Source organism: Streptomyces sp. NPDC048436 (assembly GCF_043200355.1).
GTDB lineage: Bacteria > Actinomycetota > Actinomycetes > Streptomycetales > Streptomycetaceae > Streptomyces.
In genome coordinates this window covers 1,181,873-1,194,136 of the sequence record NZ_JBICXP010000001.1, presented here as the reverse complement: position 1 = coordinate 1,194,136, position 12,264 = coordinate 1,181,873, and the positions used below count along the sequence as shown (strand labels likewise).

The 12,264-nt window shown below is 69.3% G+C and carries 9 protein-coding genes; all 9 read right to left on the bottom strand.

The window, feature by feature from the left end; genetic code table 11:
- Positions 1-80: 80 nt before the first annotated feature.
- The 9 genes from ACGFX9_RS05380 to ACGFX9_RS05340 all read right to left on the bottom strand — a co-directional run bounded on the left by ACGFX9_RS05380 (position 81) and on the right by ACGFX9_RS05340 (position 12,193).
- Positions 81-1,847 carry an IucA/IucC family protein gene (locus tag ACGFX9_RS05380; protein WP_393464870.1) on the bottom strand — a complete coding sequence of 589 codons (1,767 nt, stop codon included), beginning with the start codon at positions 1,845-1,847 and terminating at the stop codon, positions 81-83.
- Positions 1,844-2,395, bottom strand: coding sequence for a GNAT family N-acetyltransferase (locus ACGFX9_RS05375; protein ID WP_393464867.1), 552 nt, complete (start codon positions 2,393-2,395; stop codon positions 1,844-1,846). Before ACGFX9_RS05375 ends, ACGFX9_RS05380 begins: the two co-directional genes overlap by 4 nt.
- The gene (locus tag ACGFX9_RS05370; protein ID WP_393464864.1) at positions 2,392-3,693 is read right to left on the bottom strand and encodes a lysine N(6)-hydroxylase/L-ornithine N(5)-oxygenase family protein; all 1,302 of its coding nucleotides are present in this window, start codon (positions 3,691-3,693) and stop codon (positions 2,392-2,394) included. Before ACGFX9_RS05370 ends, ACGFX9_RS05375 begins: the two co-directional genes overlap by 4 nt.
- Entirely contained in the window at positions 3,677-5,125 is a 1,449-nt protein-coding gene (locus tag ACGFX9_RS05365) for a pyridoxal phosphate-dependent decarboxylase family protein (RefSeq protein ID WP_393464861.1), read from the bottom strand. The genes ACGFX9_RS05370 and ACGFX9_RS05365 overlap by 17 nt, the downstream gene beginning before the upstream one ends.
- A gap of 199 nt (positions 5,126-5,324) precedes the next feature.
- Positions 5,325-6,368, bottom strand: a complete 1,044-nt coding sequence (locus tag ACGFX9_RS05360) for an ABC transporter substrate-binding protein (protein WP_393464858.1) — start codon at positions 6,366-6,368, stop codon at positions 5,325-5,327.
- Between the two features lie 120 nt (positions 6,369-6,488).
- Positions 6,489-7,643 carry an acyl-CoA dehydrogenase family protein gene (locus ACGFX9_RS05355; protein ID WP_393464855.1) on the bottom strand — a complete coding sequence of 385 codons (1,155 nt, stop codon included), beginning with the start codon at positions 7,641-7,643 and terminating at the stop codon, positions 6,489-6,491.
- A 6-nt stretch (positions 7,644-7,649) separates the two neighbouring features.
- Positions 7,650-8,591: a hydroxymethylglutaryl-CoA lyase gene (locus tag ACGFX9_RS05350; RefSeq protein WP_393465653.1), complete on the bottom strand. Its 942-nt coding sequence runs from the start codon at positions 8,589-8,591 to the stop codon at positions 7,650-7,652.
- Between the two features lie 8 nt (positions 8,592-8,599).
- Positions 8,600-10,549: an acetyl/propionyl/methylcrotonyl-CoA carboxylase subunit alpha gene (locus tag ACGFX9_RS05345; protein ID WP_393464852.1), complete on the bottom strand. Its 1,950-nt coding sequence runs from the start codon at positions 10,547-10,549 to the stop codon at positions 8,600-8,602.
- 27 nt (positions 10,550-10,576) lie between these two features.
- Positions 10,577-12,193 (bottom strand): carboxyl transferase domain-containing protein, encoded by a 1,617-nt coding sequence (locus ACGFX9_RS05340; protein ID WP_393464849.1) that lies wholly within the window; start codon positions 12,191-12,193, stop codon positions 10,577-10,579.
- Between the last annotated feature and the right edge of the window lie 71 nt (positions 12,194-12,264).

Genomic DNA, 12,264 nt, shown 5'->3' with positions numbered 1-12,264 from the left:
AAAGGAGTGGGCTCCCGGCCCGCGGCGCAGCCGCTGATGATTGCGGCGTCCCGGGAGCCCACTCGGCTTGAGGGGGCCGCTTACGCGATCGGGTTCTTCAAGGTCCCGACCAGCTGCAGCGCCCCTGACGGGTCGGCGAGGTCGACCATCTGTTCGTTGTCCCGCAGCTGGAGCCGGTTCAGGCAGGACCTGGCGAACTCGGGGGCGAACATGTCGTACTGCTTGAACTTGTCGGCCAGTTGGGGCGTGGCTTCCTGGTAGGCCGTCACGCACTCGGCGACCGTGCCCCAGAACGTGTCCTCGTCGACCAGGCCCTCCGTGACGAGGTTCGCGGACAGGAACCGGAAGAAGCAGTCGAAGACGTCCGTGAAGATCGACAGGAGCTTCTGGTCGTCGGGGACCTCGACCCGCAGGCGCTCGACCGTGGGCGGAAGCACCGCGTCGGGGTCCATGACCGCGATCTCCTCGGCGATGTCCTTGAAGATCGCCCGCTGCACGACGCCGTCCTTCAGGACCAGGATGACGTTCTCACCGTGCGGCATGAAGACGAGGTCGTACGCGTAGAAGCTGTGCAGCAGCGGCGTCAGATAGGCGTGCAGATAGCCCCGCAGCCACTCGGCCGGGGTGAGACCGGAGCGCTCGATGAGGGCGCCCGCGAAGGACGCGCCTTCCAGGTCGGTGTGCAACAGGGATGCCATGGTGGCCAGTTGCTCACCCTCGGCCAGGGACGGCACGGGGCTCTCGCGCCACAGGGCCGCGAGCATTTTGCGGTACGGGGAGTAGCGGTCGGTGGCGGCCTCGTACTCCAGGTGGCGATAGCCGACGGCCGCGCGCTCGCGGATGATCGTGAGGCCCGTCGACTTGAAGGTGTCGTCGGTGTCGATGAGGTGCGCGAGCCAGTCGTTGATCGCCGGGGTCGCCTCCATGTACGCGGCCGAAAGCCCGCGCATGAAACCCATGTTGATGACCGACAGGGCCGTTTTGACGTAGTGCTTGGCCGGGTCGCTGGTGTTGAAGAACGTACGGATCGACTGCTGGGCCAGGTACTCGTCGTCGCCCTCGCCCAGGCACACCAGGTGCCGCTGGGCGACCTCCGCCGCGAAGGTCACGGAGAGTTTGTTCCACCACTGCCAGGGGTGGGCCGGGATCAGGAGGTAGTCCTGAGGGTCCAGGCCCTGGTCACGGAGTCTGCGGTCGAAGCGGTCCAGGGTCTCCTGGCCCAGCTCGGCCCGCAGGAACGATTCGTAGTCGATGCCCGCGCCCGCCGTGAACACGGCCCGGTCCTTGCGCGCGGCCAGCCACACAAGGCGTACGGGGCTCGCGGTCTCGGGAGCGTACGAGAGGTACTCGTGCACGCCGAAGCCGAGCCGGCCGTTGTTGGCGACGAAGCAGGGGTGGCCCTCGGTCATGCCCGTCTCGATCTCCTGGAAGCCGGAGCGGGAGAGCTCGGCGGCCGGGATCGCGGGCTTGGTGAGTTTGTAGCAGGTGCCGGAGAGAGTGGAGGAGATCTCCTCCAGGTAGACCGGCAGGATCTCGTCGCTCAGGCCGAGGGCCGAACGCAGCTCGACGAAGAAGTCGAGGGCGTTCAGCGGGAGTTCGGTGCCGTCGCGGTGCCGGGTGATGGACGTGGCGTCGACCTGCCAGTGGTCGAGCCGAAGGCGACGGGCGGTGAAGCGGTAGCGGGTCAGGGCGTCGTCGCTGCGGATGACGTATCTGTCGTCGCCCACGGGCTCCGGGGTGAACAGCCGCTCGTGCGAGAACTCGGCGATGGCCTTGCGGATGAGGAGACGGTTGGCCTGCTCCCAGCGCTCGGGGGTCAGGTGCGCCGTGGCGTCGGACAGGGTCATATCGCCGATTCCCTTTCGCGTACTGCTGCTTCGAACTGCTGGCGGGTGCAGAAGCTCAGCAGAGCCTTCTTCTCCGGCTTCTGGATGACCTGGGCCGCGCGGAATCCGACGGCTTCGTTGAGGGCGTGCACGGCCTTGTTGTCGACGTCGGGCTCGACCACCACGCGCTCCGTCGCCGGGTCGGCGAAGAGCGTCTCCATGACCTTGGTGATCACGTCCCGCGTGAAGCCGGGGATGCGGACGTCGGACGGCGCGGTGAGGAAGTGCATGCCCACGTCGCCGGGCTCGGGCTCGTAGAGGCCGACGAGTTCGACGTACCGGGGGTCGTAGCGCTCCATGAGGAAGGCGGGCACGCCTTTGTGCAGACCGATGAACGCGTCGTGGTGCTCATGGGCGGCGATCGCCATGTACTCGCGCTCGACGTCCGGCAGCGTCGCGCCCTGCATCATCCAGAACGAGGCCTTGGGGTGGGTGACCCAGCCGTGCAGGAGTTCGGCGTCCTTCAGGGGGTCGAGGGGGCGCAGGGTCAGGTCTGAGGTGTTGCTCATACGGCGAACTCCTGGAACGCGATGGACTTCTCGACGGGGTAGTACTCGGCGCCGAGCAGCTCACCGATGATGTACGCGTTGCGGTACGGGCCCATGCCCAGGTCGGGGCTGGTCAGCGAGTGGGAGTGCACGGCGCCGTTCTGCAGGAAGATGCCGCGGCCCGTGGTGTCGATCGAGTAGTTGCGGGCGACCTCGTAGCGGCCACGGCCGTCCCAGCGGATCCTCTCGCGCACGGGCTCCAGGAAGTCGGGCGTGACGTACTGGTAGCCGGTGGCCAGGATGAGGCCCTCGGATTCCAGCTCGAAGTCCTTGTCCTGCTCGTCCTGGTGCAGGCCGAGGGTGTAGGTGCCGTTCTCGTGACGTGCGCTGCGCAACGAGGAGTTGGTGAGCAGCCGTGTGGGCACCGGGCCGCCGAGGTTCTTCTGGTAGAGCAGGTCGAAGATCTCGTTGATCAGTTCGCCGTCGATGCCCTTGAAGAGGGTCTTCTGCTGGTCCTGGAGGCGGTAGCGGGTCGCTTCCGGCAGCGCGTGGAAGTAGTCGACGTACTCCGGAGAGGTCATCTCCAGCGTCAGCTTCGTGTATTCGAGGGGGAAGAAGCGCGGGGAGCGGGTGACCCAGTTGAGTCGGTAGCCGTGTACGTCGATCTCGCTCAGGAGGTCGAGGTAGATCTCGGCGGCGGACTGGCCGCTGCCGACGAGCGTGATCGACTCCTTCTTCTGGAGCTCCCGCTTGGACTGCAGATAGCGGGAGTTGTGGATGAAGTCCCCGCCGAGGTCCGCGCAGGACTCGGGGATGTGCGGCGGGGTGCCGGTGCCGAGGACGAGGTGGCGGGCGCGGAAGGTGTCGCCGGTGGTGGTGCGGACGACGTAGAGGTCATCCTCGTACGTCACCTCGCTCACCGTCGTACTGAAGCGGACCGAGGAGAGCTTCGCGGCGGCCCAGCGGCAGTAGTCGTTGTACTCGGTGCGCAGCGGATAGAAGTTCTCGCGGATGTAGAAGGAGTACAGCCGCCCCGATTCCTTCAGGTAGTTGAGGAAGGAGTAGGGGGACGTCGGGTCCGCGAGCGTGACCAGGTCCGACATGAACGGGGTCTGGAGGTGGGCGCCCTCCAGGAACATGCCGGAGTGCCACTCGAAGTCCGGCTTGGACTCCAGGAAGAGGCCGGTCAGCTCGTCGATGGGTTCGGTCAGGCAGGCGAGGCCGAGGTTGAAGGGGCCAAGACCGATACCGATGAAGTCCAGTGGTTCGCGTGATGCGTGTGCTTCACGTGGTTCTCGGTGATCAGGAAGCGCGGTCAAGGGTCTCTCCCAGGTACTGCTCGGCGTGGCCGGCGATCAGATCGAGGACGGCCGTGATGTCGGCGACCGTGGTCTCGGGGTTGAGCAGGGTGAACTTGAGGTACTGGCGTTCGCCGACCTTGGTGCCCGCGACGACCGCGTCACCGGAGGCGAACAGGGCCTTGCGGGCGTACAGGTTGGCGCGGTCGATGGCGGACGGGTCGCAGATCGCCTCGGGGATGTAGCGGAAGACCAGCGTCGAAAGCTGGGGCTCCACGACCACGTCGTAGCGGGGGTCGGCGGCGAGCAGCTGCCAGCCCTGGCCCGCGAGGTCGCGTACGGAGTCGAAGAGGTCACCGATGGCGTCGGCGCCCATCACGCGCAGCGTCATCCATAGCTTGAGCGCGTCGAAGCGCCGGGTCGTCTGGAGGGACTTGTCGACCTGGTTGGGGATGCGCTCCTGCACCATGCGGCGCGGGTTGAGGTATTCGGCGTGGTACGTCGCGTGGCTCAGCGTCGCCCGGTCCCGCACCAGGACGGCGGAGGAACTCACAGGCTGGAAGAAGGACTTGTGGTAGTCGACGGTGACGGAGTCGGCGCGCTCGATGCCGTCGATGAGGTAACGGCTCGTGCGCGAGGCGAGCAGGCCGCAGCCGTACGCCGCGTCGACGTGCATCCAGGTGCCGTACTGCTCGCACAGTTCTGCGATCTCGGGCAGCGGGTCGATGGAGCCGAAGTCGGTGGTCCCCGCGGTGGCGACGACCGCCATGGGGGTGAGGTCGTTGTCCCGGCAGCGCTCCAGCTCGCGGGCGAGGGCCACGGTCTGCATGCGCTTTTCGTTGTCGGTGGGGATGGTGACGACGGCGTCCTCGCCGAGGCCGAGCAGCGTCGCGGCTTTCTGGACGCTGAAGTGGCCGACCTCGGAGGCGAAGATACGCAGCCGGGTGAGCGGCTTTCCGGCCTTGGCGGCCTCCTCGCGGGCCAGCAGCAGGGCCTGGAGGTTGGACTGTGTGCCGCCGCTGGTGAACACGCCGTCGGCGGCCGGTCCGAGCCCGATGCGTTCGGCGGTCCAGTCGATGAGGCGGCGCTCGATGAGTGTGCCGCCCGCGGACTGGTCCCAGGTGTCGAGGGAGGAGTTGACGGCGGAGAGCACGGCCTCGCCGAGCACGGCCGGGATGACGACCGGGCAGTTGAGGTGCGCGAGGTAGCGGGGGTGGTGGAAGTAGACGGCGTCGCGCAGGTAGAGCTCGTCGAGCTCGTCCAGGGCGGCGATCGTGTCGTGCAGGGGCTCGTCCAGGTCGACGGCCTCGATCCGGGGCGCGAGGTCGTCGACGGAGATCCCGGTGAAAGGGCGGGAGGTGGTGGCGATTCTGGCCGCCACCCGCTCGACTCCCTCGGTCACGGAGCTGCGGTATCGCTCCGCGGTGGTGTCGTTGAGCAGGTGCGAGCGCATGAACGGTCCTCTGGGTGAGGGGACTTGTGGGGAAGTGAGGTAAGCCTAACCTAACTTCTCTGCCGGTTGTAGTCGGGGGTCACCAGAGGCGGGGTCACCGGCGCGGAAACTGGAGCTGCCCCCTCCGTGGGCATGGAGAGGGCAGCTCGTGGCGCTTGGTGTGCGCGGGGCGGGGCGTGCGCGGGGTGCGCGCGGGGGCTCAGCTGACCTTCTTGGCCTTCTCGATCGCGTCGGCGAGGTCCTCGAGGATCGGGGCGCACTTGTCGTACGAGTAGATCGGCTCGGTGACGCGCGGGATGACCTGGCCGGCCTTGACCGCGGGCAGCTTCGCCCAGGTCGGCTTGTCCTTGCCCAGGCCGGCGGGCTGGAGGGTGGCGGTGCGGTTGTCCATCATGATGATGTCCGCGGCGTGCTTGTTGACGTTCTCCCAGCTCAGGTTCTCGAACCAGCCGCCGCTCGCCTTCTTGGCGCTCTCGGACGGTTCGACGAAGTTCACGCCGAGGGACTTGAAGTACTCCAGGTCGGCGGAGAGATTCGTGCCGGAGACGTAGAAGATGTCCTGGCTCGCCGAGCCGACGAGGACCTTGATGTCCTTGTTCGCCTTGGCGACCTTGCGCAGCCGCTCGGCGGCGGCCTCGAAGCGCTTCTTCGCCTTGACGACCTTGTCGGCCTTCACGTCCGCGCCGAGCGACTCGGCGAGGGCGAGCAGGCGTTGGAGGGGCTGGGTCATCTGGCGGTCGTAGACGCTGATGCCGACGCTCGGAGCGAGCTTGAGGATCTTGTCCTTGCTGTCCTCGGGGACGGACCAGAGGGTGCCCGCGTCGTCGAACATCGTGGAGACGAGGAGGTCGGGGGCGAGGCCCGCGTACTTCTCGATGTTGAACTTGCCCCATTCGTTGCCGAGGACCGTCACCTTGCTGACGTCCATGTCGCCGGCCTGGACATCGGCCTTGCCGTCCTTGGTCTTCGTCGGGCCGAAGACGCCCTTGACCTCGATGCCGTAGTCGAAGAGGGCGGCGGCGACGCCGGTGAAGGCGACGATGTTCTTCGGCGTCGACTCGCTCTTGGCCGTCGTGCCGCGGTCGTCCTTGAAGCTCCAGGGGCCGGAGTCCGCGCCGCTCTCCTTGCTCGAACCGTCCTTCTTCTCGTCGCCGCAGGCCGCCAGCAGGGCCGTGAGGCCGAGGGCGCCGCCGGCGGCGAGGATGCCACGGCGGGAGGGCTGGGGGAGACGGGCGTGGGACATGAGGTTCTCTGCTTTCCTGAGGCGGCTGCGGAGCCACTGGCCTGAACTAGCGCTTAGGTTAACCTAACCTAAGCTGATGTCCAGCGGCTCCCGCGGTCGCCTTCCCCGGGACGCGGGTGGTTATCCCGCGAATCCCAGCTCCCGGGCGATCAGCATCCGCTGCACCTCGCTCGTGCCCTCGCCGATCTCCAGGATCTTGGAGTCCCGCCACATCCGGGCCACGGGGTACTCGTTCATGAAGCCGTACCCGCCGTGGATCTGCGTGGCCTCGCGCGCGTTGTCGACGGCGACCGTGGACGAGTAGAGCTTCGCGATCGCCGCCTGCTTCTTGAAGGGCTCACCGCCGACGAGGCGCGATGCCGCGTCCCGCCAGCCGACCCGGGCCATATGGGCCCGCGTCTCCATGTCGGCGATCTTGAACTGGATGGCCTGGTTGGCCCCGATCGGCTTCCCGAAGGCGTGCCGCTCCTTGGCGTACTTCACGGACTCGTCCACGCAGCCCTGCGCGAGGCCCGTCGCGAGCGCGGAGATCGCGACGCGGCCCTCGTCCAGGATCCGCAGGAACTGGGCGTAGCCGCGGCCCTCTTCGCCGAGGAGGTTCGCCACCGGCACCCGTACGTCCGAGAAGGACAGCTCACGGGTGTCCGAGGCGTTCCAGCCGACCTTCGAGTACGGCGCCGCGACCGTGAAACCGGGCGTGCCGGACGGGACGATGATCGAGGAGATGAGTGGACGGCCGTCCGCCTTGCGGCCGGTGACGGCGGTGACCGTGACCAGGCCCGTGATGTCCGTGCCGGAGTTCGTGATGAAGCACTTGGAGCCGTTGATCACCCACTCGTCGCCGTCCCGCACCGCGGTCGTGCGGGTGCCGCCCGCGTCCGAGCCGCCGTCCGGCTCGGTCAGGCCGAAGGCGCCCAGGAGTTCACCGGAGCAGAGCCGGGGCAGCCACTCCCGCTTCTGCTCCTCCGTACCGAAGAGGTGGATCGGCATCGCGCCCAGCGAGACACCCGCCTCCAGGGTGATGGCCACGGAGGAGTCGACCCGCGCCAGCTCTTCGAGCACGATGCCCAGGGCGAGATAGTCGCCGCCCATCCCGCCGTACTCCTCGGGGAAGGGCAGGCCGAAGAGGCCCATGCGGCCCATCTCGCGCACGATCTCGTACGGGAACTCGTGGCGTTCGTAGAGGTCGCCGATCTTCGGGGCGACGACTTCGTGCGCGAACTCCTCGACCGTGCGGCGGAGTTCCTCGTGCTCGGGGGACAGACGGTGGTCCATCGTTCTTCACTGCTCCTGAGGGGAGGTGCCGGTCAGGGCACGGACGGTGCGGGAGGGGCTGGGTCGGCCCAGTTGTTCGGCCATCCACGCGCTGGTGGCGCTGAGGCGGCCGAGGTCGACGCCGGTCTCGATGCCGAGGCCGTCGAGCATCCATACGAGGTCTTCGGTGGCGAGGTTGCCGGTGGCGCTCTTCGCGTACGGGCAGCCGCCGAGGCCGCCCGCCGACGCGTCGACCGTGCTGACTCCGTGCCGCAGGGCGGCGAGGGTGTTGGACAGCGCCTGGCCGTATGTGTCGTGGAAGTGCACGCCGATGCGGTCCGTCGGTACGCCCGCCGCGTTCAACTCGGTGAGCAGCGACTGGACATGGCCCGGAGTGGCCACGCCGATCGTGTCGCCGAGGCTCAGCTCGTCGCAGCCCATGTCCAGGAGCGCCTTTGCCGTGCGGACGACCTGGGCGATGGGCACGGGGCCCTCCCAGGGGTCACCGAAGCACATGGAGAGATAGCCGCGCACCCGTACTTCCTGCTCACGGGCGCGGGCGACGACCGGCTCCGACATCGCGAGGGCCTCGCCGAGGGTGCGGTTGAGGTTGGCCTTGGCGAAGGACTCCGTGGCGCTGACGAAGACGGCGATGCCGCGGACCCCGAGGGCCAGGGCGCGGTCCAGGCCCCGGTCGTTCGGCACGAGGACGGGGAGCTGCGCCTGCGCGTTCAGTTCGAGGTCCCGGACGAGCGGGAACAGCTGCTCGGAGTCGGCCAGTTGGGGCACCCACTTGGGGTGCACGAAGCTGGTCGCCTCGATGGTGGTGAGGCCCGCGGCGGCGAGGCGGTGGATGAACTCCGCCTTGATCTCCGTGGGGACGACCGCCTTCTCGTTCTGCAGGCCGTCCCGGGCGCCCACTTCGTAGATACGGACGCGGGGCGGCAGGCCCTGGGCGGGGACGGTCATGGGGAGCGTCACTTTTCCTCCTGGGGGGCCTCGTCGGGGATCACCACGGCCAGGATCTGGTCCATGGCGACGGTCGCGCCCGGAGTGACGTCGAGTTCGGCGACGGTGCCCGCGTGCGGGGCGGAGATGACGTGCTCCATCTTCATCGCCTCCACCACGAGCAGGCTCTGGCCCGCGGTCACCCGATCGCCGGTGGAGACCTTGACCACCGTGACCGTGCCGGGCATGGGGGCGGTCAGGGCGTCGGCCCCGCTGTGCGCGGCGCCGGTGAGGCTCGCCTCGACGGGGTCGTGGTCCTGGATGTGCCAGGCGTCGCCCTCGCGGCCGAGCCAGTCGCCCGCGTGGCGGAAGGTGTGCAGCGTGCCGTCGACGGTCACGGAGACCGCGCCGGGACCTACCGTGCGGGCGCCGCCGCCCCGGAGTTGGTGAGTGACGGGTTCAAGTCCCGCGGCGCGCAGCCAGTGGGTGAGGGGAGCCGGGGTGCCGCCGAGCCGCCAGCCGCTGGGCCGCGAGAAGGGGTCGGTCCAGCCGTCGCCCGTGGGGGCGAGACGGGACTCCCGCAGGGCGGCCGCGGCTTCGTACACCTCGTCCGGCACCCCTTCGGGGACCAGCCCTTCCGCCTCGCGCTCCACCAGGCCCGTGTCCAACTCCCCGGAGACCACCGCCGGATGGGCGAGGAGCCGTCGCAGGAACCCCGCGTTGGTCGGCACCCCCAGCGTGACCGTCTCCGCAAGGGCGGCCCGCAGCTTGCGCAGCGCGGTCGGGCGGTCGGGGCCGTACGCGATGACCTTCGACAGCATCGGGTCGTACAGACTCCCGACCTCCGTGCCCTCGCTCAGCCCCGAGTCGGTCCGCACGCCGTCGCCCTGCGGCTCGTGCAGGGCGAGGACGGTGCCCCCGGACGGCAGGAAGCCGCGGGACGGGTCCTCCGCGCAGACGCGGGCCTCGATCGCGTGCCCCGTGAGCGTGATGTCCCGCTGGCTGTACGGGAGTTCCTCGCCGGCCGCCACCCGCAGCTGCCACTCCACCAGGTCCAGGCCCGTGATCAGCTCCGTGACCGGGTGCTCCACCTGGAGCCGGGTGTTCATCTCCATGAAGTAGTACGAGGCCGGGTCCTTGCCCGGCACGATGAACTCCACCGTGCCCGCGCCCGCGTACCCGCAGGAGCGTGCCGCCTGGACCGCCGCCTCGCCCATCGCCGCGCGCGTGGCCTCGTCCAGGAAGACGCTCGGGGCCTCCTCGATGATCTTCTGGTGGCGGCGCTGCAGCGAGCACTCGCGCTCACCGAGGTGGATCACGTTCCCGTGGCCGTCCGCCAGGACCTGGATCTCGATGTGCCGGGGGCGGTCGACCCAGCGCTCCACGAGCAGGGTGTCGTCACCGAAGGAGGACCGCGCCTCGCGCCGGGCGGCGGCGATCTCGTCCGCGAGCAGGGCGGCGTCCCGCACGAGCCGCATGCCCTTGCCGCCGCCGCCCGCCGAGGGCTTGAGCAGGACCGGCATACCGATCTCCCGCGCCGCGCCGGCCAGTTGGGCGTCGCTCAGGCCGCTGCCGGAGGAGCCGGGGACCACCGGGACGCCTGCCTCGCGCACCGTCTCCTTGGCGCGGATCTTGTCGCCCATGAGGGAGATGGCATCGGCGGGCGGGCCGATGAAGACGAGTCCGGCGTCCGCACAGGCCCGCGCGAACTCCGCGTTCTCCGCGAGGAAGCCGTACCCCGGATGCACGGCCTGGGCGCCGCTCCTGGCCGCCGCCTCCAGCAGCCGCTCGGCCGAGAGATAGCTCTCGGTGGCCGGTGCAGGGCCGATCCGCACGGCCGTGTCGGCCTCGCGAACGTGCCGTGCGTCCGCGTCCGCGTCGCTGAACACGGCGACCGAGCGGACGCCGAGCGCCCGCAGCGTACGGATGACGCGGACCGCGATCTCGCCCCTGTTCGCGACCAGAACCGTGTCGAACATCGTCCCTCTCCTGAAGTCGGTCATGCCTCACATCCGGAAGACGCCGAAGCCGGGCTCGCCCAGCGGCGCCTCAGCACACGCGGTCAGAGCGAGGCCGAGCACCTGCCGGGTCTCCATGGGGTCGATCACGCCGTCGTCCCACAGCCGCGCGGTGGCGTAGTAGGCGTTGCCCTGCTGTTCGTACTGGGCGCGGACCGGGTCCTTGAAGGCCTCCTCGTCCGCCTGGGACCACTCCTCGCCCCGCCCCTCCAACTGGTCGCGCTTGACGGTGGCGAGGACCGAGGCGGCCTGCTCGCCGCCCATCACGGAGATCTTGGCGTTCGGCCACATCCACAGGAAGCGGGGGGAGTAGGCCCGGCCGCACATGGAGTAGTTCCCCGCGCCGTACGAACCGCCGATCACGACCGTCAGCTTCGGCACGCGCGTGCAGGCCACCGCCGTGACCATCTTGGCGCCGTGCTTGGCGATGCCGCCCGCCTCATAGTCCCGGCCGACCATGAAGCCGGAGATGTTCTGCAGGAAGACGAGCGGGATGCCGCGCTGGTCGCACAGCTCGATGAAGTGGGCGCCCTTCTGGGCGGACTCGGAGAACAGGATTCCGTTGTTCGCGATGATGCCGACCGGGTGGCCGTGGAGGTGGGCGAAGCCGGTGATCAGCGTCTGGCCGTACTCCGCCTTGAACTCGGCGAAGCGTGAGCCGTCGACCACGCGCGCGATGACCTCGCGTACGTCATAGGGGGTGCGGGAGTCCGTCGGCACCGCTCCATAGAGCCCGAGGGGGTCCACCTTCGGCTCCTCGACCGGGCGCACGGACCACGGGAGTTCGCCGCGCCCAGGGAGTGTGGAGACGATCGTCCGCACGATGCGCAGGGCGTGCGCGTCGTCCTCCGCGAGGTGGTCGGTCACCCCGGAGACCCGGGAGTGGACCTCGCCGCCGCCGAGCTCCTCGGCGGTCACGACCTCGCCGGTCGCGGCCTTCACCAGGGGCGGGCCGCCGAGGAAGATCGTGCCCTGATTGCGGACGATCACCGCCTCGTCGCTCATCGCCGGGACATACGCGCCGCCCGCCGTGCACGAGCCGAGGACGGCCGCGATCTGCGGGATGCCCGCACCGGACATCCGCGCCTGGTTGTAGAAGATCCGCCCGAAGTGCTCGCGGTCGGGGAAGACGTCGTCCTGCATGGGCAGGAAGGCGCCGCCCGAGTCCACCAGATACAGGCAGGGGAGGCGGTTCTCCAGCGCGACCTCCTGGGCGCGCAGGTGCTTCTTCACCGTCATCGGGTAGTACGTCCCGCCCTTGACGGTGGCGTCATTGGCGACGATCACACAGGTGCGCCCGGAGACCCGGCCGATGCCGGCGATCACCCCGGCCGCCGGGGCGTCCCCGCCGTACAGCCCGTCGGCCGCGAGGGGGGCCAGCTCAAGGAAGGGCGATCCGGGGTCGAGCAGGGCGTCCACGCGGTCGCGGGGCAGCAGCTTGCCGCGGGCGACATGGCGGGCCCGGGCCCGCTCGCCACCGCCGAGCCTGGCCGCCGCGAGCTTGGCCCGCAGGTCCTCGACGAGGGCGGTGTGCGCCGCCTCGTTGGTCCGCCATGCTTCGGACGCGGGATCAGCCGCGCTCGCAAGGACCGGTGCCTGCAGCATCAGTCGAGCCCCCTTGCTCGGTTAATGAGCGTTAACGCGTTTCCTTCAGGTTAACGAGCGCTAACCGCCCT

What these genes read in the sequence shown, in the direction of transcription:
- ACGFX9_RS05365 (WP_393464861.1), bottom strand. Translation starts at nt 5,125, where the DNA reads ATGCGCTCGCACCTGCTCAACGACACCACCGCGGAGCGATACCGCAGC.
- ACGFX9_RS05350 (WP_393465653.1), bottom strand. Translation starts at nt 8,591, where the DNA reads ATGACCGTCCCCGCCCAGGGCCTGCCGCCCCGCGTCCGTATCTACGAA.
- ACGFX9_RS05380 (WP_393464870.1), bottom strand. Translation starts at nt 1,847, where the DNA reads ATGACCCTGTCCGACGCCACGGCGCACCTGACCCCCGAGCGCTGGGAG.
- ACGFX9_RS05360 (WP_393464858.1), bottom strand. Translation starts at nt 6,368, where the DNA reads ATGTCCCACGCCCGTCTCCCCCAGCCCTCCCGCCGTGGCATCCTCGCC.
- ACGFX9_RS05345 (WP_393464852.1), bottom strand. Translation starts at nt 10,549, where the DNA reads ATGTTCGACACGGTTCTGGTCGCGAACAGGGGCGAGATCGCGGTCCGC.
- ACGFX9_RS05355 (WP_393464855.1), bottom strand. Translation starts at nt 7,643, where the DNA reads ATGGACCACCGTCTGTCCCCCGAGCACGAGGAACTCCGCCGCACGGTC.
- ACGFX9_RS05340 (WP_393464849.1), bottom strand. Translation starts at nt 12,193, where the DNA reads ATGCTGCAGGCACCGGTCCTTGCGAGCGCGGCTGATCCCGCGTCCGAA.
- ACGFX9_RS05375 (WP_393464867.1), bottom strand. Translation starts at nt 2,395, where the DNA reads ATGAGCAACACCTCAGACCTGACCCTGCGCCCCCTCGACCCCCTGAAG.